Source organism: Neisseria sicca (assembly GCF_014054945.1).
Lineage (GTDB): Bacteria > Pseudomonadota > Gammaproteobacteria > Burkholderiales > Neisseriaceae > Neisseria > Neisseria sicca.
The window spans coordinates 1,041,593-1,061,893 of the sequence record NZ_CP059566.1; the positions used below are offsets into that span (position 1 = coordinate 1,041,593).

Genomic DNA, 20,301 nt, shown 5'->3' on the forward strand with positions numbered 1-20,301 from the left:
AATGAACAAAACCCTTCCCATTCTGTTTGCCGGTATCCTCCTGCTCAACGCCTGCGCCTCTACCGCCCCCAAACCCAAATCCGGCGACACCTTCATGTTGCCCGATATTCCCACCGCCACAGCCGAATCCTCCGCCATCCCCTATCCCGATTTGAACACGATGACTCAAATCGAACGCTTGGGTATGCAGGTCGAACGTTTGGAGCGCGAGATGGAAAACACCAACCAGCGCCTGCAACAACTCGAAAAACAAAACAAAACCCCGCGCCATAGCAATAGGAAAGTGCCTGCCCAGCGTTTGGACGACCAAAAGCTCAAAAGCACCTATCTGGCAAACGGCGGCACCGCGCCTTCAGAAGCCGACTCCGCCAACCAAAACGAAACCCATCTCTACAACCAAGCCCTCAAATACTATCAGCGCAACAATTACGCCGCAGCGGCCGCAGTCTTAAAAGGAGCAGACGGCGGCAACGGCAGCGAAAGCGCCCGACGCAATATGTATTTATTGCTGCAAAGCCAACAGCACATGGGCAATTGCGAATCCGTCATCGAAATCGGCGGACGCTTCGCCAACCGTTTCCGCAACAGCCCGCAAGCCCCCGACGCGCTCTTCAGCATCGGGCAATGCCAATACAAGCTGCAACAGAAAGACATCGCCCGCAACACATGGCGCAAACTGATACAGAGCTACCCCGGCAGCGCCGCCGCCAAACGCGCCGCCGTCAGCATCAAGCAACGATAACTTTTCAGACGACCTCCCATATTCAAAGGTCGTCTGAAATCATTCATTGAATAACGTTTTATACACCAGGAGTAAATATGGCCAAAATCGGCATCATCATGGGCAGCAACAGCGACTGGCCCGTCATGCAGCAGGCAGCGCAGTTTCTCAAAGAGTTCGGCGTCGAATACGAAGCCCGCGTCGTGTCCGCACACCGCACCCCCGATTTAATGTTCGAATACGCCGAAACCGCCTGCGAACGCGGCATCAAAGCCATCATCGCGGGCGCAGGCGGCGCGGCGCACCTGCCCGGCATGGTTGCCGCCAAAACCACCGTCCCCGTATTGGGCGTACCCGTACCCAGCAAATACCTGCGCGGCGAAGACTCCCTGCTCTCCATCGTGCAAATGCCCAAAGGCGTTCCCGTCGCCACTTTCGCCATCGGCGAAGCAGGAGCCGCCAACGCCGCCCTGTTCGCCATCTCACTGCTTGCCAACGAAAATCCCGAGCTGGCGCAAAAGCTTGCCGACTTCCGCGCCAAGCAGGAGCAAACCGTTTTAGACATGGAACTGCCTGAGGCATAACCATCGAGATTGCTGGGAAGGTCGTCTGAAAGGCAAATAGAAATCTTTGTATTCTGACGACCATACCAGCTTCGCTTTTTATATTGTGCGCGACAATCGCTGGATATAACTGCTAATCTGCGTCAGTTCCAAACCAAATCTTTTTAATTACATCTAAATTAGAAGAAAATTTTTTATAGTCATCCTGAATTTTCGATACTAAAGAATTTAATTCAGCATATAACTCATGGCTGAAATTTATATTTATTTCTTTGCCCCCTAATATCTCCATATTCAGTATATTATTTTTCTTAAATTTCATATTCAAGATATTATCCTTCTTGCTTATCTTAGCAGTAAGTGATTTAAATTTTAATTCGTTTTGATTATTATCTGAGATCAATTCTATAAAATCCAATAAATTGCCATAGTCCTCTTCACCGGCAATATATAGAGACAGACCATTTCCCAAATTGATATAAAAACCAGAATCAATATAGACTTGACCACACTGATTTAATTTCTCTAAATACAGAAAATTAAATTCCCAATTTATCTCAAAATAGAAATTATATTGATTGAGTGAAAAATTATATGTACTACTTAAATTCATTATTTCCTTCATCCTTTATAACCTAAAGATTTAGCTATCTTTTTAACTTTATCTTCCATGATTTCGTTTACCCCATTTTCAGACGACCTTGTTTCATCACACAATCCTCTTAACGACCATGAAAAAAACTTTTACAGTCATCCTACTCGCCGCCCTACTCTGCGCCTGTCAAAGCCCGAGCAAACCAACCCAAGCGACTGAAGCAGTCCTCACCCGACAAGCACAAGCCACAACGGGTAACCTGATTATTTTCTACGATAAAGACATCGGCTCAGGTCCATTGATAAAGGCAGTGAAAGATTCCGGCGCGAGCTTGGTTTACGAATATAAAAACCTGCACGGAATTGCCATTCGTCCATCAGCCAAAACCAATATTCAAGATGCCATTGCTTATTTCCAAAAGGTAAACGGCGTGTTGTCAGTCGAACAAGACCGACTGATGAAACTTCAATAAGAGTCAGCACTTAAATCAGCACACCTTTTGGAAGCCGATTATGTTTGAAGCTTTTATGATAGACTGATTTTTTAGTTTACAATGTATACTACCTATTGCCTTCCTTTCAGGCAGGAATACGTTATAAAAAATACACAGAAAAAATAAAACGAATGGGAGCATGATGGCAAACCGTATTTTCAGTATAAAATTCATAAAAACAATTAATTACCTCATTTTATTGCTACTTATTTCGTTTTCATTTCTCCTTAATACCGATGAATTTTACATCATAGACTATATAACTGATGGGGATGTCTATAATTTATCTGACTTACAAGGTGAAATAAACGACAACCCCATGATTATTAAATTATTTTTTATAATAAACAATATTTCTATTCTATTCTTTCTATTAGGAAGAAAGTTTATTGGCATTTTCTGTTTCATCCTTACAGCGTATTTTTTTGTCCATTTAATAGGCGACCTAGATTTATTGTTTCATATCATTTACTCAAGTATAAAACTTAAAAATATATGGCTGATTTTAATACTCGTTTTGTATTTTTTACTGTATTTGATTAACCTTTTTCCCCTGTTCAGTTCTGTGAAAAAATAAAGAAAGGTCGTCTGAAAACCCAAAATCCGGTTTTCAGACGACCTCTTTGCTTTTAAAAATCAAATCAAACCATTTAAGCTCAAATCGTACCGCTGCCTTGCGCTTTCGGTTTGGCGGCACCGAATTCCAGTTTGCTCAAGGCGGAGAGGTAGGCTTTGGCGGTGGCGACCAAAACGTCGGTATCCGCGCCCTGACCGTTGACGACGCGGTTGCCGCGCGCCAAACGGACGCTGGTTTCGCCTTGGCTTTCCGTGCCTTGCGTTACGGCGTTGACGGAATAAATCTGCAAAGTCGCGCCGCTTTGCGCTACGCTCTCAATCGCTTTGAAAATCGCATCGACAGGGCCGGAGCCGCTGGCCGAAGCGCGTTTTTCTTCGCCTTTGATGCTGAACACGATGTCGGCGCGCGGCTCTTCGCCGGTTTCGGTGCTGATTTTTTGGGAGATGAATTTGTAGCTTTCGGCGTTCATGCTGCCCATTTCGTCGGACACCAGCGCGTGCAGGTCTTCATCGAAGATTTCGCGTTTTTTGTCGGCGAGTTCTTTGAAGCGGGCAAACGCGGCGTTCAGCGCCTCTTCACTTTCCAACTCGATGCCCAAATCCGCCAGTTTGCTGCGGAACGCGCTGCGGCCGGACAATTTGCCCAAGGTCAGGCGGTTGGTTGACCAGCCGACCGATTCGGCAGTCATGATTTCATAGGTTTCGGGGTGTTTCAACACGCCGTCCTGATGGATGCCTGATTCGTGTGCAAAGGCGTTTGCGCCGACCACCGCCTTATTGGGCTGAATCGGATAGCCGGTAATGGTGGACACCAGTTTGGATACCGGCACGATTTGCGTGGTGTCGATGCCGGTTTCCAAGCTGAAAAGGTCATGGCGCACTTTCAACGCCATCACGATTTCTTCAAGGCTGGCATTGCCTGCGCGTTCGCCCAAACCGTTGATGGTGCATTCCACTTGGCGCACACCTGCCTGAACGGCGGCCAGCGAGTTGGCAACCGCCATACCCAAGTCGTTGTGGCAGTGGGTCGACCAGACTACTTTGTCGCCGTTGGGCACGCTTTTGATGATGTTGCTGATACGCTCGTACCACACGGAAGGGATGGAGTAGCCGACAGTATCGGGAATATTGATGGTGGTCGCGCCCGCTTCGATAACCGCCGTAAAGATTTTGGCGAGGAAGTCCAAATCCGAACGCACGGCGTCTTCGGCGGAAAATTCCACATCGTCGGTGTATTCTTTGGCGATTTTCACTGCTTTGACCGCCGCATCGATGACCTGCTGCGGCTTCATTTTCAGTTTGTGCTCCATGTGGATGGGGCTGGTGGCGATGAAGGTATGGATGCGTTTTTTCGGCGCGGGGGAAACGGCTTCGCCCGCTTTGCGCACATCGTTTTCAACGGCACGCGCCAACGAGCAGACTGTGGATTTGGTGATGATTTTGGCAATCGCATTGACCGACTCGAAATCGCCCGGGCTGGCGGCGGCAAAACCCGCCTCAATCACATCCACGCCCATTTTCTCCAACTGGCGGGCAATGCGGATTTTCTCCTCTTTGGTCATGGATGCACCGGGCGACTGCTCGCCGTCGCGCATGGTGGTGTCGAAAATAATTACGCGGTTGGTTTGTGTCATTTCTGTTCTCTCCAGAGATTCGTTTTTTTGTAAAAAAGCATTCAAATCCAGCGGTCTGCCTTGCGCTTCCGCCAACGCGGTCAGCTTTTGCAGTTGCGCCAAAGGCAGCGACCCGCGCGTGCGCCATTTATAGATGGCAGCGGTTGTTGCGGCATTTTCGGGATCGTGCTGTTTCAACGCTTCGGCAAGTGCATTCACGCCGCCGAAATAAGCAACTAAGCGGTCAATGTCTAATTGCATGATGTTCCTTGTCCAAACTTTATCGAAATTATGGTTTGCTTTGGAAGGGGATTATACGCATTTTAGACAAAACGACAATCTATTTTTCTAAAAATACGGATTTACTTTTTAAAAATAGAATTATTTTATACATTTTGTCCAATTTAGTTTCAAAATCTTAAATACAAAAAGGCAGGCGACACATACCTGCCGCTAAATAATGAATAGGCATCACTGCCCAAACTTCACTTGCTTATTTTAAATGTCCTGCACACTATAACGGCAATACATCGCAAGCCGAAATATATAGTGGATTAAAATAAAAATGAGACAAGGCGGCAACGCCCGCCGTGTACGGGTAGTACATAAGGGCGTTGGCAACGCCGTATCATTGCAATTTTAATCCACTATAGTAAACTTGCCGCCGGTTTCCCTTCCTCCTTCCCTCCATGTTCCCCATTATCCCCACCGACCGCGCCGCTGCCGAATGGCGCAACGAAAGCACGCAGAAGCCGCCCAAGCAGGCGGTTTATGTGCATGAAAGCAATGCCGCCGATATTCTGAAAAACGCCCACGCCCACACGGCAACCGTTTGGACGGGCGATTTCCACAACGCCAAGCAAGTCTTGGCAGCGATGAAAAAGCGCGTCCGCAGGTCGTCTGAAAAAACGAAAAACGCTCCCGCCGATATTCAGACGGCCTTCCACACCCACCGTATGAAACAGGCGCAGCAAAGCCGCGTGCTGAATATGCTTGCCGTCGAAATCGGCGCGGGTTTTCAGTTAAGCAACCCGCGCGCACCCGATGTCCGCGCTGCCCTTGCCGATGTGTACGCCGAACCGAATGACACACCGTTTTTGCTGCCGCTCAACCAGCTTTTGGGCTTTATCGGCGCACACGAATGGCACAAAAAAGGCATAGAGATTCCGCAGCTTGACGGCAAAATCCATGTTCCCTTCGGCGTGTTCTCGCCCCTGCGCGGCGAATATTTGGACTTAATCGCCCAAGCACCGTTAAATCCCCATATTCAGACGGCCTTCGACATCGGCACAGGTTCCGGCGTTATCGCCGCCATCCTCGCCAAACGCGGCATTTCCGAAATCATCGCTACCGATACCAACCCCAAAGCCATCGCCTGCGCAACCGCCAACCTCGCCCGCTTGGGGCTGGACAAACAAGTCGTCGTCCAAGCCGTCGATTTGTTTCCCGAAGGACGCGCCGACCTGATTGTCTGCAACCCGCCGTGGCTGCCCGCCAAACCGACTTCCGCCGTCGAAGCCGCCCTCTACGACCCCGACAACGCCATGCTGACCGCCTTCTTAAACGGCGTGCAGCAGCATTTAAACCCACAAGGCGAAGCATGGTTAATCATTTCCGACTTGGCGGAACATCTGCACCTGCGCGACCGCGATTTTCTGGAACAATGTTTTCAGACGACCTCTTTAGAAGTGGCCGATATTCTGAAAACCAAACCGCGCCACCGCAAAGCCGCCGACGAATCCGACCCGCTCGCCTTCGCCCGCAATCGGGAAACCACTTATCTCTATCGTTTGAAAGCGAAGTCCTGATATACAATTAGGTCGTCTGAAACCCGTTCCCGCCATTCCCATGCAACTGATCAAATACCTCCAATCCCAAGGCATAGGCAGCCGCAAACAATGCCAGTGGCTGATTCAAAACGACTGTGTCGAAATCAACGATACGATCCGCAACGACACCAAAGCCGATATCGATCCCGCCGAAGTCCAAACGCTGCGCATAGACGGAGAAGACATCGTCGTCGTACCCATGCCCTATTTTTATATCCTGCTCAACAAGCCTGCCGATTACGAAACCTCGCACAAACCGCAGCAATACCCCAGCGTTTTCAGCCTTTTCCCCGACCATATGCGCAATATCGACATGCAGGCGGTCGGCAGGCTGGATGCAGATACGACGGGCGTTTTGCTGATTACCAACGACGGGCAGTTCAACCACCGCGTTACCTCGCCGAAACACAAAGTGCCCAAAATCTACCGTGTTACCCTGAAGCATCCTGCCGATGACAGCCTGTGTGAAACGCTGAAAAACGGCGTCCTGCTGCACGACGACAACGAAACCGTCCGCGCTGCCGAAGCCGTTTTGGAAAATCCGACCACCCTGCTGATGACCATTACCGAAGGCAAATATCATCAAGTCAAACGCATGGTCGCCGCCGCCGGCAACCGCGTCGAACACCTCCATCGGGACGAATTTAACGGACGAACGGTAGAAAATTTAGCCTCAGGGGAGTGGAAATTCATCACAGTTTGAAAATTTTGAAGTTTTTTCAAAAAAATTTTAACCATTATGGTTTTTTTATTTGTTTTAAAACATGATGATATAATTGTTAAGATGTCATTAACCAAACTTAACGTCATCATTCGTGAACTATTATATAATTCGCGTGTCTGAGTAACACTTGCTTCGAGAGAAGTGAGTAAGTGAGTAAGACGTTTTCCCCGTAATGTGTTTGGCCATCTATACTTTTCCCCTTAGTATAGATGGTTTTTTTTATCTGCGATTTTCTCAGTTATCCTTCCCCAGTATCATTTGAACCGTCTCCCTGCATCCTATTGAATTCCCGTTCAGACGACCTTATCATCAACCCATTCCCACTTTCCCCGCAGAGACACCATGCAAAACATCCAAGACTACGTCCGCCACACCGCGTCCGCCGCCAAGCAGGCTTCCTATGTTGTCGCCGCCGCCGAAACCGCGCAAAAAAACGCCGCGCTCCTGCGCACCGCCGAACTCATCAAACACCATCAAACCGCCATCCTCGCCGCCAACGCTCAAGATATGGAACAGGCCGCGCAGAAAGGTTTGAACGACGCCCTGCTCGACCGCCTGCGGCTGACCGAAAAAACCATAGACAATATGTGCGAAGGTTTGCGCCAGATTGCCGCCCTGCCCGACCCCGTCGGCGAAATGGACGAATTCCGCACCCGCGAAAACGGCCTGCAAATCGGCAAAATGCGCGTACCGTTGGGCGTTGTCGGCATCATTTACGAATCCCGCCCCAACGTAACCATCGATGCCGCCGCCCTCTGCCTCAAATCCGGCAACGCCTGCGTCCTGCGCGGTGGCAGCGAAGCCTTCAACAGCAATATGGCGCTCTCCAAACTGATTACGCAGGCGTTAGTTGAAAACGGCCTGTCCGCAGCAACCGTCAGCCTGATTGAAAACACCGACCGCGAAAGCGTCGGCGCCATGCTGAAAAGTCCCGAGTTTATCGACGTCGTCATCCCGCGCGGCGGCAAGTCGCTGGTTTCCCGCATCGCCGCCGAAGCCCGCGTGCCCGTCATCAAACACCTCGACGGCATCTGCCACGTCTATATCGACCGCGCCGCCGACGCCGAAAAAGCCGTCAACATCGCCTTCAACGCCAAAACCTCGCGCTATGGCACCTGCAACACCATGGAAACCCTGCTCGTCCACCAAAGCCGCGCCGCCGAAATCCTGCCCGTATTGGCGGAGAAATATGCCGCCCGCGACGTCGAGCTGCGCGGCTGCCCGCGTACCCTTTCCATCCTGCCCCACATTCAGACGGCCTCCGAAGAAGACTGGGACACCGAATACCTCGCCCCCATCCTCTCCGTCAAAATCGTCGACAGCCTCGAAGAAGCCGTCGCCCACATCAACACCCACGGCAGCCACCACACCGACAGCATCGTAACCGAATCCTACACCGACGCCCGCACCTTCCTGCGCACGGTCGACAGCGCCAGCGTCATGGTCAATGCCTCCACCCGCTTCGCTGACGGCTTCGAGTACGGCCTCGGCGCGGAAATCGGCATTTCCACCGACAAAATCCACGTCCGCGGCCCCGTCGGTCTGCACGGGCTGACTTCGCAGAAATGGATTGTCTTGGGCGACGGGCAGGTACGTTCGTAATCCGTCGCTTTCTTGAGTGATAAAACGGCAAAAGGTCGTCTGAAAAACAGTTTTCAGACGACCTTTTTTACTGCAATGGCAAATCTTGTTGCCTATTATCGGTTTCACGAAAATGCAATATCGTTATACGGCTATCATCAACACAAACTATTCCATTATAATCATTCAAATTTCCATAACGGCTTAACCGTAATCCGATACGACAATTTTGAGCTCGATGTATCCGCGCTCAAAGGTCGTCTGAAACTACTTCAATTCCGATAAATCATCCAAAGGAAACCAGCATAATGTCGGACAACACCGCCCTGAAGGACAAGAAACCGCGCAAGCCGTACCTTATACTGCTTTTTACCGTTTATGCCTTGTGTTACGGCGTTTTACTCGTGTTTCTCACCGTTCAGCTTACCGTAGCTTCCGGCGGGGTGGCAGCTTTTTTTGCCTCTATGCTCCATTTCGGTATTTTCGGACTGGTGTTCGGCAGTCTGGCTAGTGTGGCTGCAATAATTAACGGTTTACTCTATATGCTTGGCTATATGCTGGTTTGGGGCATACTGACCGGTATGGCGATGACGCAGCTTCGTTTGCGTAGGAACTTGAAGCATATCTTGACCGCCATGCTCATCGGCTTTGTCTGTTCCTACATAAGCACGATATTGTTTGCGCTGTTTTTGTCAAAAGATATAGAGATGCTGTTTAATTTTTATTTCGAAGGATTAACGATATTCAGCCTATTGAATGCGTTTGCCGTTATTCCCTTTGGGCTGGTGTTTTTACCTAGTGAAAGCGGGTATAAACGGGAGCGGGAAATTGCCGTGAAAACCGTGAAGGCGGGCATTCATGCGGGGCAAGTCATTTTTGAACATGCAACTGAAAAAAAAGGCGTTTTTTCTTACCGCTGGTGGATTCCGCTTGCTTTTGCTTTGGCAGGCACACCGATTTTCCTGACTTGCGCCTTCCTGATGCAACCGGACTCCGCCTTCCCCGACACACAAGCTTGGAGCGCACACTTTATCCCGATGACTTTCTTTGGCTTTGCCGCCATGGTGGCAAGCGGTTTGACGGCAATGCTGATGCGTCTGCGTAAAGACCAAAAAGGCATTTTGAGCGGCCTTGCCCTATCGTCTGCCTACTTCGGTGTTATGGTTTATCTGCCGCCTATCAAGAATCCCGATTTGAACCCCTACGCCCATTTGCTCAACCCGTATTGGCTGCTGGCGGCTTGGCTGATATCGGTCGGCGTCTGCATTTGGCTGTCGTTTAAGAAAGTAGATGGCGGCAATAGCTAATAAAACTGATGAGGGGTCGTCTGAAATGCCTTTCAGACGACCCCTTTGCCCATTTTATTGCCGCCATCTTTCTTGTCCAAATATAGTGGATTAAATTTAAATCAGGACAAGGCGACGAAGCCACAGACAGTACAGATAGTACGGAACCGATTCACTTGGTGCTTCAGCACCTTAGAGAATCGTTCTCTTTGAGCTAAGGCGAGGCAACGCCGTACTGGTTTAAAGTTATAGTCAATTAAAATCAAAATAGGACAGTAGCGCATCGTCAAATCGGGCGTAATCAGACAATACGGTTCGCAGATACCGCTTAATATTCGCCCACACCTTCTCAATCGGGTTGAGCTCAGGTGAATAAGGTGCAAGAGGCAATACCTTATGTCCCCATTTTTCCGCCATTTCCCGTAAGACACCCATACGGTGAAATCGTGCATTATCTAAAATAATCACCGATTTTTGAGTCAATGCGGGCAGTAGGCATTGCTGAAACCACGCTTCAAAAAAGACTCCGGTCATCGTATTTTGATAAACCATCGGAGCAATCAGCCGGTTGCCGACTTGTGCGGACACCAGAGATAAGCGTCGGTATCTTTTTCCACTTATCTGCGCTTTCACTATTTGCCCTTTCGGGCTGCGGGCATAGGGACGGAACAGGTAGCGGTCAAATCCTGTTTCATCCAAATAAACGCGTTGGTAGTCGGAAAATTCGGCCAGCTGTGTCAAATAATGCGTCACTTTGGCCGGGTCTTGTTCTTTGTAAGTGGTGGTCTTTTTTTGCGCGTCATCCCCATCTGTTTGAGTGCATAGCAAACGGCGGCTGGCGTACAATCAAAATGTTTGGCGATTTCATGCAGATAGGCATCCTGGTCTTGCCCAACATATTGAGCCAGTTTTTGCCTATCCAATTTGACGGCATTTAGACCGGTAACTTGATGTTTTAGGCTGCCTGTTTGCTTTTTAAGGCGAATCCACAGGTAAAGCGTGTTTCTTGACAAGTTAAACGTTACTGCGGTTTGGCTGATATTTTTGCATTGTTCGTAATAGTTTAAAGCTTTGTTTCTTAAGTCCGCAGAGTATGCCATGGTTAGACCTTCAAAGTTGAGTATTGTACTATTTTATTTTTAATTGACTATAATCCACTATACACACAAATCTTTCCCAATTTGAAACAATCCCCTGATTTTGTTATTATTCCTTCAAAAAAAGAAATAATCATCATCCATTTTGTCTCACCCGGCCCTCATTACGGCTCATTCATCTGTGCGTTTTTACTCTCTTTTTCCCTTGTTTTTCATCCGGCAGGACGGTTTAAACGCCATTCGTTTTTTGTCTGCGTTTTATAGTGGATTACCAAAAATCGGGAAAGTCTCGGACCCTGTCCGACAGACCATGTTTTATTCCTAGTTTTTGTTAATCAACCATATACAGCCTTGCGCCCGTATCCGCCTGCCTCACCATCCCAAAGGAGGTCAAGGTTTGTCTTTATTTCATTTCTTACGCAACCGCTCTTCGTTCAATCCCTTCGTCGTTTCCGTTACGCTGTCCTTCGTGCTGCTGGTCATCGGCATCGCGCTTTTGATTCCGCAGCAGGCAGAAACCGTCCTCAATGCCGCCAAAACAGGCATTTTCAAAAACTTCAGTTGGTTTTACATCTTGGCGTTTTCAGCCTTCTTCTTCTTCCTGCTCGCACTTTCAGTCAGCAGCTTCGGCAACATCAAGCTGGGCAGCAACGAAGAAGAACCTGAATTTAGCTTTTGGTCTTGGCTCGCCATGCTGTTCGCGGCGGGTATGGGGGTCGGGTTGATGTTTTTCGGTGTCGCCGAACCGCTCACCCACTATCTGTCCCCCATCACCGAAGGCAGCAGCGGCGCAAGGCAGCAGGACGCGTTGCTCCACACCCTCTTCCACTGGGGCGTACATGCCTGGTCGGTTTACGCCGCCATGGCGTTGGCGCTCGCCTATTTCGCCTTCCGTTACAAACTCCCGCTTTCCCTGCGCTCCTGCTTTTATCCGCTGTTGAAAGAGAAAATCGACGGTAAGGCAGGCGACATCATCGACATACTCGCGCTGGTCGCCACCCTGTTCGGCATCATTACCACGCTTGGTTTCGGCGCGGCGCAGTTGGGTGCGGGCTTGGCACAAATCGGCTGGATAAGCGAAAACACCTTTTCCGTACAAACCATCGTGATTTTCGCCGTCATGGGTTTGGCGGTCGCCTCCGCCGCCTCCGGCATAGGCAAAGGCGTCAAAATGTTGAGCGAGATGAACTTGACCCTTGCTTTTGTACTGATGGTTTTCGTCCTCGCCACCGGCCCGACCCTCCACCTGCTCTCCGCCTTCAACGACAACCTCGGCACTTACCTGAGCAACCTCGTACAACTCAGTTTCAAAACATACAGCTACGAACAAAACCATACCGAATGGTTCGGCGGCTGGACCATCTTATACTGGGCATGGTGGTGTTCTTGGGCGCCTTTCGTCGGACTCTTCATCGCCCGCATCTCGCGCGGACGCACCATACGCGAATTCATTTTCGGCGTTTTGGCGGTTCCCTCCCTGTTCTGCGTCATCTGGTTTACCATCTTCGGCGATACCGCCATCTGGATTAACGACCACACCGCAGCAGGCGCATTGGGCGAATTGACCGGCACACCCGAAAAACTCCTCTTCCGCTTCCTCGAATACCTCCCCCTGCCGACCCTCACAGGGCTTGTCAGCCTCATGGTGATCGCCCTCTTCTTCATCACCTCCGCCGACTCCGGCATTTACGTCCTCAACAACATCGCCTCCCGCGACAAAAGCGTGGCCGCCCCGCGCTGGCAGGCAGTGATGTGGGGGCTGTTGATGTCCGCCGCCGCCATTGTCCTTTTGCGCTTCGGCGGACTGCCCACCCTGCAAACCATGACCCTCATCGTCGCCCTGCCTTTCGCCCTGCTCATGCTGATCATGTGTTTCAGCCTATGGCGCGGATTAAATGCCGACCACAAATACTTTACGACCGCCGTCACCCCCTCCAGCGTCTATTGGAGCGGCGACAACTGGCAGGACAGGCTCGAGCGTATGCTGAACCAAACGCAGGAACAAGACATCCTCAAATTCCTCAAAACCACCGCCCTGCCCGCCATGCGCGAATTGGGCGAGGAATTGTCCGACAAATACAGCCTGAGCGTCGACATCCAAACCCACTTTGACCGCGAAGAACCTGCCGTCGAATTCACCATCCACAAAGAGTCCCTGCGCGACTTCATGTACGGCATTAAAACCATCAAGCGCGAAGTGTCCGAACAGCTTATCAAAGACGGCCACCTCCCGCACATCCGCCACAACGTCACCTACGAGCCCTACACCTACTTCTTCGACGGTCGCAGCGGCTACGACGTGCAATACATGAACCGCCGCGAACTCATCGCCGACATCCTCAAGCAGTACGAGCGTTACCTCAACCTCCTGACCGATGTCGGACAAGAACTCATGTCGCACCAGCAAACCGAATTGGCGGAATAAGTTTTTGTTAAACAGGTGGTAACCAAGGTCGTCTGAAAACAGATTTCCCGTTTTCAGACGACCTTTCTTCATGCGTTCAAACAAACCACGCGTTCCATCCACAACCCTCCCGTAGCGTGGGCTTTGCCCACGAAAAACACTGCCCAACCTGTCTTTAAAAAACCAAATAAAAACGTCGTCTGAAAATAGATTTCCTGTTTTCAGACGACCTTTCTTCATGCGTTCAAACAAACCACACGTTCCATCCACAACCCTCCCGTAGCGTGGGCTTTGCCCACGAAAAACACCACCCAACCTGTCTTTAAAAAAACCAAATAAAAACGTCGTCTGAAACCCCAAATCCGGCTTTTCAGACGACCCCTTTCCCATCATCCGTAACACAATCTTTCCCCACGCAAACCGCTTCATTATCACCCGACAGCCTTAACCCAGCCAAGGTCGTCTGAAAAAAAGACCGAAACCGAGTACAATCCGCCACATGAAAAAACGCTCCAACCCCCTCCCGCTTTTAAACGGCGTCAAACCCAGCTATTTGGTGCTGCCGCACGAAAAACCGTTTTACGGCCTGCCCCTGTTGCATTTCCTCTGCGTCCGCTTTCCCTTTGTCGGCGAGGACAACTGGCGCAGGCGTTTGAACAGCGGCTTCGTCGTCGATGCAGACGGCGCGCCGTTTGACGAACACACGCTGTTCGAGCCGGGCAAAACCATGTTTTATTACCGTGAAACCAGCAGCGACAGCGAACCCGTCATTCCGTTTGAAGAAAAAATCCTACACATCGACGACCATCTGATTGTCGTTGACAAACCGCATTTTCTGCCCGTTATCCCCAGCGGACGTTTTTTGCGCGAAACCCTGCTGACCCGCCTGCGCCTGCGCCTGCGGCCGGAATTGCAGCATTTGAACGTAGCAGACATTACGCCGGTTCACCGCTTGGACAAAGATACGGCGGGCGTGATGCTGCTGTCGCACAATCCTGCCACGCGCCGCGATTATCAAACGATGTTTCAGGAAAAAAGCGTCCGTAAAACCTATCACGCCGTCGCGCCGACGCGGACGGATTTGGTATATCCCTTGGACGTGGTTTCGCGCATGGTGCGCGGGGAACGGTTTTTCACGACGCAGGAAACCGAAGGCGAGCCGAACGCCCATACGACGGTCGAATTGCTTGAAAACCGCGGCGAATTCAGCCTCTACCGGCTGACGCCGCATACGGGGAAAAAACACCAGCTTCGGGTGCATATGATGCGTTTGGGCATGCCGCTGCTAAACGACGCGCTTTATCCCACCCCTTTGGCGGTGGGCGATGAAGATTATGAAAAACCTTTGAAACTACTGGCAAAACGGATTGAGTTTACCGACCCGATCAGAGGGCAAGAACGGATATTTGAAAGCGGATTTGAGTTATAAAGACTTTGCCGTCGTCCTGTTCGCATCCAAAACAAAGGTCGTCTGAAAACCATTTTCAGACGACCTTTTCATCAATCCTGCTTATTTCGAACTGCTGCCGAACAAGCCTTTGAACCACAATACGATATCATCCCACATCCGTCTGAACCAGCTGCCTTCTTCAACGGAATGGAGGGCGACGACGTTTTTCTCGGTAATGACTTTGCCGTCTTTGACGATTTTGAGTTTGCCCAAGGTTTGACCTTTGCGTATCGGGGCGATAACGGGCTGGACGGTTTCTAAAATCGGTTTGATGTTTTGTCCGGCATCGTGGGGAATCGTGATGTACACGTCTTCGAGGAAGCCGACGTTCACCGATTTGCTGCTGCCTTTATAAACTTTGACCTTGGAAATGATTTCGCCGCCGTTGTAGAGCTTGGGCGTGTCGAATGCCTGCAATGCCCAGTTGAGCAATTTGCCGCTTTCGGACGCGCGGGCTTCGGTGGAATCGGTACCGACAACAATGGAAACGATGCGTCTGCCGTTGCGTTTGCTGGACGCGGCAAGGTTGTAGCCTGCGCTTTCGGTGTGTCCCGTCTTCAGACCGTCCACATTGGAATCGCGGTAGAGCAGGAGGTTGCGGTTTGGCTGTTCGACATTGTTGTATTTGAAGGATTTAATCGAAAATACGGGATAGTATTTCGGATAATCGTGTATCAGCGCGGCGGACAAAATGGCTAAATCGCCGACGGTGGAAACGTGGCCTTCGGCAGCCAATCCGGTCGGGTTTTTAAAGTGGGTTTTGGTCATGCCCAAACGCTTGGCTTCTTCGTTCATTTGTTGGACGAACACGTCCACCGAGCCTCCTCCCATGGCTTCGGCAAGCGTGGTGGCAGCATCGTTGCCGGATTGGACAATCATGCCTTTAATCAAATCGCTTACGCTGGCGGGGACTTTGGGAATGAGGAACATCCGCGAGCCTTCGATTTTCCAGCCTGCATCGGACACGGTCAGCATTTGGTCGGCGCGCAATGTGCCGTTTTCCAAAGCCTTGAACGTGAGGTAGGCAGTCATCATTTTGGTCAGCGAAGCCGGTTCGATCTGCGTGTCGATATTGTTGGAGGCAAGCACTTGATGGCTGTGCAAATCGGTAACAATGTAGGCGGCAGCGGCAATGGCAGGCGGCGCATCGGGACTGTTGATGCTGGGCATCATGGCTTCGGGCTGGGACGCAGCGGCAGGAGCCGGCTCGGAAGCGGCAACTGCGGGAGCTGCGTTGTTTTTAGCCGCTTGCGGCGCGGCTTGCGCGGCGGTAATCATCATCGCCGCGATCAATACGGATAATGTTTTTTTCATTGGAATGTGGTGCGGAAATAGAAATAAAAACAACCGCGTCGTGCGGTTTGGCGCAAAAGGCTGTCATTATACCGCCGCAACTTCGCTTTGCTAAGATTTTTCTTGATTTCAGACGACCTCGCGGGTATGGTTTTACCTTTCCGCCGTTTTGTTGACAAAGTTTGACGCGGACGGCGGACACTCCTTTCGAAAATACTCCTCCGGCACACAAAACCATGAACAACCGCCCATCTTATTCCGATTACCTCATCCGCATCCTGACCGCCTCCGTTTACGACGTTGCCGTCGAAACCCCGCTCGAACCCGCCATCGGGCTGTCGGGTCGTCTGAACAACAACGTCCTGCTCAAACGCGAAGACCTGCAACCCGTGTTTTCCTTCAAAATCCGCGGCGCGTACAACAAAATGGCGAAGCTGCCCAAAGAAGCACTCGCCTGCGGCGTCATTGCTGCCAGCGCGGGCAACCACGCACAAGGCGTCGCACTTTCGGCACAGCGTTTAGGCTGCCGCGCCGTCATCGTTATGCCCGAAACCACGCCCCAAATCAAAATCGACGCCGTCAAAAGCCGCGGCGGCGAAGTCGTCCTCAAAGGCGTTTCCTACAACGATGCCTATGATTACGCGATGGAATTGGCAGAAAAAGAAAAACTGACCTACATCGCCCCATTTGACGACCCCGACGTGATTGCAGGACAAGGCACGGTCGGCATGGAAATCGTGCGCCAACGTCCCGACGACATCCACGCCATCTTCGTCCCCATCGGCGGCGGCGGGCTCGCGGCAGGCGTTGCCGCGTTCGTCAAACAAGTCCGACCGAGCATCAAAGTCATCGGCGTGCAAACACACGACTCCTGCTGCATGAAACAATCCGTCGAAGCCGGAAAAGTCGTCAGCCTCAAAGACGTCGGCCTCTTCTCCGACGGTACCGCCGTCAAAGTCGTCGGAGAAGAAACCTTCCGCCTCTGCCGCGACCTCTTGGACGACATCATCACCGTCGATACCGACGCCATCTGCGGCGCCATCAAAGACATCTTCGACGACACCCGCAGTATCACCGAACCCGCAGGAGCCCTCGCCCTTGCCGGCCTGAAAACCTACGCCGCCCGCAACCGCATCCAAAACCAAACCCTTATCGCCGTAACCAGCGGCGCCAACATGAATTTCCACCGCCTGCGCCACGTTTCCGAACGAAGCGAATTGGGCGAAGGCAATGAAGGCATTTTCGCCGTTACCATCCCCGAAGAACGCGGCAGCTTCCTCAAATTCGTCAACCTGCTCGGCAGCCGCAACATCACCGAGTTCAACTACCGCTACGGCGACGACCAAAAAGCCCACATCTTCGTCGGCCTGCAAACCGCAGGTTCCCAAGACCTCGCCGTCATCAGCCGCCAGCTGACCGAAGCCGGACTGCCCAATGTCGACCTGACCGACGACGAAATCTCCAAAATCCACATCCGCTACATGGTCGGCGGACGCACAACAAAAGTCGCCCACGAACGCTTGATCAGCTTCGAGTTCCCCGAACGCCCCGGCGCACTCGCCCGCTTCCTCAACCATATGCAGGGCGGCTGGAACATTACCCTCTTCCACTACCGCAACCACGGCGCCGACTACGGCCGCATCCTCGTCGGCATCGACGTCCCGCCCGGCGACAATCAAGCCTTCGAAAACTTCCTCGAAAGCCTCGGTTACAGCTATCAGGACGAAACCCAAAACGCCGCATACCGCCTGTTCCTTGCTTGATTGGAAGGGAAATATAAAAGGTCGTCTGAAACCCTGTTTGATGGTTTTCAGACGACCTTTATGATTTTCACAGACTTGGTTTACAAATAAATTTCTACAAAGAAGGGAATACTGGCTGCAACTTGCCATACCGACTACGCAGCTTGATTTTCACACACAATCAAAGCTTCCAGCCCCACCGATGATGAAATATAGTAAAAATCAAATGACTCATGCCGTTTTTGGTCCACATAAAACTCAATGGATGGAAACAACTCAATCAACCATTCGGGACATGATTGATTGTGATACGTCTGAATATCAAAAATGACATTCTGCGTACCGATATTATCAAAATCAAAAAACACCACATCCTGAAAATCCAATATTGAACCATCGTCAAGGAAAAATTTGAGGATTTGTTCTTTTGACTGATAAACATAGCCGATAATTTCTGCGTCGTGGTAGTCTTTATTGAAAGTTTTCATATACTCTGGTCACCAATCTAAAGCTATTCGGGCATCTTCAGAAAAATCTGATTTATCTTCAATTAGTTGCTTTAAATACAGTTTAACAAAAGGCAGTTTTCGATGAAATGTTAAAACTTGGAGGGCTGCACTGCTTATTAACTCATTTTCATTCCTCTTAAGGACATTCATTGCAAACTCCGCTTCCTTAACAGTTATTGGCTCTCTTTTTAAGATACTTAGCGCCTCAATCCGAAGATAAATATCTTCATCTAGATTCTCAAAAAAATCAATTATTTTTTCAAAAATATAACCATAATCAAATTCGCCTATATACACCCTTAAGATGCTGAATGCTTCATGGCGGGCAATATCGGATTCTTTTGAACTTAGACCGATATCCAAAAGAAAATTCGCCAACTCTTCAGACATATCCTCATCAGCGTAATTTTGTAGAAATTCCTCTTTCTCTCTGTCATTGTCAAATTTTTGATAGGATGATTTAAATTCTGCACCATTCATAATAATGATCTCAAAAATATTTTTTGAATTTAATTTTAGTCCCAATTTGATTAGTTCATCAGACACATATTCAAATTGCTGATAATACTCGACACAATTGACTATACCGCCCCAATTTTTGGGATTCAACCTTTGTTTTCAGACGACCTTCCCATCTCATTTGGCTTCTGCCCTATAATACCGACCACAAATTTTTACCGCTTCCCCAAAGGACAAATCATGAGCAATTACACCCGAACCTCGCGCGCTGCCGACAGCCTGCGCGACATCAAAATCACCCCGCACTTCCTGCCGCACGCCGACGGTTCGTGCCTGATCGAATGCGGCAACACCAAAGTTATCTGCACCGCTTCCATCGACGAAAATGTCCCGCCCTTCCTTCGCGGCAAGGGTCAGGGCTGGGTTACTGCCGAATACGGGATGCTGCCCGCTTCCACTGCCTCGCGTATGCGCCGTGAAGCCGCGGCAGGCAAACAGTCGGGCCGCACTCAGGAAATCCAGCGCCTGATCGGGCGCTCGCTGCGTGCCATCGTGGATATGGAAAAACTGGGCGAACGCCAAATCCTGATTGACTGCGACGTAATTCAGGCAGATGGCGGAACGCGCACCGCATCTATTACCGGCGCGTTCGTCGCCCTGCAAATTGCAGTCAACAAGCTGCTTTCAGACGACCTCATCAGCGAAAATCCCATCCGCGAAGCCGTTGCCGCCGTATCCGCAGGTGTGGTGAACGGTGTGCCGCTTTTGGATTTGGATTACCCCGAAGACTCCGGCTGCGACAGCGACGTCAACATCGTTATGACCGCTTCGGGCAAAATCATCGAAATCCAAGGCACGGCGGAAGGCGCGCCGTTCAGCTTGGACGAATTTGGCAAACTGATTGCGCTGGCGCAGAAAGGCATTGCCGAGTTGACGGCACACCAGCAAGCCGCCCTATCCTCTTAAGTAAAAAATCATCTAATTTATTGAAATAAAATATTATTCTTAAAAACCAACCTTATTAAAAGCAGATTCAAGGTAAAACCCGTCAAGGTTTAAACACCTTACGGGCATCTTTACCCCGAATCTGCTTTTTTTTCATCTTAAATCAATTCATTGCTTGAAATTGAGTGTCGAAACAAGGGCAATCAGCATGCCCTGCCCAACCTGCTTTTTATCTCTGAAAATTTAAAAAAAGCCTGCTTATCCAATACGATATTTATGACAAAAGATTTCAAAATCCACCCCAAACCCTGACGAGCGGTTCTAAAACGAGATTAGCGTTAGTTGTATAAATTCAAACACTTATTTAAAATATATGGTTCGCTTCGACTTGCCAAACCTATATTCGGGGCATCTGAAATAA

The 20,301-nt window shown here is 50.2% G+C and carries 17 protein-coding genes; 11 read left to right on the top strand and 6 right to left on the bottom strand.

Annotation, left to right across the window (positions count from 1 at the left end):
- Position 1 precedes the first annotated feature (1 nt).
- Together H3L95_RS05100 and purE are read left to right on the top strand one after the other, a co-directional pair.
- Complete coding sequence (locus tag H3L95_RS05100) at positions 2-742, top strand: tetratricopeptide repeat protein (protein WP_003761291.1); 741 nt, start codon at positions 2-4, stop codon at positions 740-742.
- 77 nt (positions 743-819) lie between these two features.
- Positions 820-1,305 carry a 5-(carboxyamino)imidazole ribonucleotide mutase gene (gene purE, locus H3L95_RS05105; RefSeq protein WP_003761292.1) on the top strand — a complete coding sequence of 162 codons (486 nt, stop codon included), beginning with the start codon at positions 820-822 and terminating at the stop codon, positions 1,303-1,305.
- Positions 1,306-1,417: 112 nt separating this feature from the next.
- Here purE and H3L95_RS05110 read toward each other — a convergent pair whose 3' ends face one another.
- The gene (locus tag H3L95_RS05110) at positions 1,418-1,897 is read right to left on the bottom strand and encodes a hypothetical protein (protein WP_040669040.1); all 480 of its coding nucleotides are present in this window, start codon (positions 1,895-1,897) and stop codon (positions 1,418-1,420) included.
- Positions 1,898-2,015: 118 nt separating this feature from the next.
- Here H3L95_RS05110 and H3L95_RS05115 point away from each other — a divergent pair, with 118 nt between their 5' ends.
- A complete protein-coding gene (locus H3L95_RS05115) occupies positions 2,016-2,351 on the top strand; it encodes a hypothetical protein (RefSeq protein ID WP_003761297.1) in 336 nt (111 codons plus the stop codon).
- 677 nt (positions 2,352-3,028) lie between these two features.
- Here the strand turns inward: H3L95_RS05115 and H3L95_RS05120 are convergent.
- Positions 3,029-4,822: a 2-isopropylmalate synthase gene (locus H3L95_RS05120; RefSeq protein WP_003761301.1), complete on the bottom strand. Its 1,794-nt coding sequence runs from the start codon at positions 4,820-4,822 to the stop codon at positions 3,029-3,031.
- A gap of 428 nt (positions 4,823-5,250) precedes the next feature.
- Between H3L95_RS05120 and H3L95_RS05125 the strand changes: the two genes are divergently transcribed.
- From H3L95_RS05125 to H3L95_RS05140, 4 genes are all read left to right on the top strand, one after another.
- Positions 5,251-6,369 carry a methyltransferase gene (locus H3L95_RS05125; RefSeq protein WP_003761305.1) on the top strand — a complete coding sequence of 373 codons (1,119 nt, stop codon included), beginning with the start codon at positions 5,251-5,253 and terminating at the stop codon, positions 6,367-6,369.
- Positions 6,370-6,409: 40 nt separating this feature from the next.
- Positions 6,410-7,093, top strand: a complete 684-nt coding sequence (locus H3L95_RS05130) for a 16S rRNA pseudouridine(516) synthase (protein ID WP_003761307.1) — start codon at positions 6,410-6,412, stop codon at positions 7,091-7,093.
- A 363-nt stretch (positions 7,094-7,456) separates the two neighbouring features.
- The gene (locus H3L95_RS05135) at positions 7,457-8,716 is read left to right on the top strand and encodes a glutamate-5-semialdehyde dehydrogenase (RefSeq protein ID WP_003761308.1); all 1,260 of its coding nucleotides are present in this window, start codon (positions 7,457-7,459) and stop codon (positions 8,714-8,716) included.
- Between the two features lie 287 nt (positions 8,717-9,003).
- Entirely contained in the window at positions 9,004-10,002 is a 999-nt protein-coding gene (locus H3L95_RS05140; RefSeq protein WP_182096226.1) for a hypothetical protein, read from the top strand.
- Positions 10,003-10,233: 231 nt separating this feature from the next.
- On the opposite strand, the gene H3L95_RS05145 is transcribed toward H3L95_RS05140, so the two are convergent.
- A protein-coding gene (locus H3L95_RS05145; protein ID WP_182096227.1) for an IS630 family transposase occupies positions 10,234-11,081 on the bottom strand; the annotation gives its coding sequence in 2 pieces (ribosomal slippage) (positions 10,234-10,766 and positions 10,766-11,081; 849 coding nt in all).
- A gap of 394 nt (positions 11,082-11,475) precedes the next feature.
- Here H3L95_RS05145 and H3L95_RS05150 point away from each other — a divergent pair.
- Together H3L95_RS05150 and H3L95_RS05155 are read left to right on the top strand one after the other, a co-directional pair.
- On the top strand, positions 11,476-13,503 hold the full coding sequence (locus tag H3L95_RS05150) for a BCCT family transporter (protein ID WP_040668517.1): 2,028 nt from the start codon (positions 11,476-11,478) through the stop codon (positions 13,501-13,503).
- Between the two features lie 478 nt (positions 13,504-13,981).
- A complete protein-coding gene (locus H3L95_RS05155) occupies positions 13,982-14,911 on the top strand; it encodes a pseudouridine synthase (protein WP_003758463.1) in 930 nt (309 codons plus the stop codon).
- A gap of 81 nt (positions 14,912-14,992) precedes the next feature.
- Here H3L95_RS05155 and H3L95_RS05160 read toward each other — a convergent pair whose 3' ends face one another.
- Positions 14,993-16,246: a D-alanyl-D-alanine carboxypeptidase family protein gene (locus H3L95_RS05160; RefSeq protein ID WP_003758466.1), complete on the bottom strand. Its 1,254-nt coding sequence runs from the start codon at positions 16,244-16,246 to the stop codon at positions 14,993-14,995.
- A 215-nt stretch (positions 16,247-16,461) separates the two neighbouring features.
- On the opposite strand from H3L95_RS05160, the gene ilvA reads away from it, so the two are divergent.
- Positions 16,462-17,988: a threonine ammonia-lyase, biosynthetic gene (ilvA, locus tag H3L95_RS05165; RefSeq protein ID WP_040668518.1), complete on the top strand. Its 1,527-nt coding sequence runs from the start codon at positions 16,462-16,464 to the stop codon at positions 17,986-17,988.
- A 134-nt stretch (positions 17,989-18,122) separates the two neighbouring features.
- On the opposite strand, the gene H3L95_RS05170 is transcribed toward ilvA, so the two are convergent.
- Together H3L95_RS05170 and H3L95_RS05175 are read right to left on the bottom strand one after the other, a co-directional pair.
- Positions 18,123-18,455: a hypothetical protein gene (locus H3L95_RS05170; protein WP_003758472.1), complete on the bottom strand. Its 333-nt coding sequence runs from the start codon at positions 18,453-18,455 to the stop codon at positions 18,123-18,125.
- A gap of 9 nt (positions 18,456-18,464) precedes the next feature.
- Positions 18,465-19,022: a hypothetical protein gene (locus tag H3L95_RS05175; RefSeq protein ID WP_259345833.1), complete on the bottom strand. Its 558-nt coding sequence runs from the start codon at positions 19,020-19,022 to the stop codon at positions 18,465-18,467.
- Positions 19,023-19,175: 153 nt separating this feature from the next.
- Here H3L95_RS05175 and rph point away from each other — a divergent pair, with 153 nt between their 5' ends.
- On the top strand, positions 19,176-19,901 hold the full coding sequence (gene rph, locus H3L95_RS05180; RefSeq protein WP_003758475.1) for a ribonuclease PH: 726 nt from the start codon (positions 19,176-19,178) through the stop codon (positions 19,899-19,901).
- Positions 19,902-20,301 lie beyond the last annotated feature (400 nt).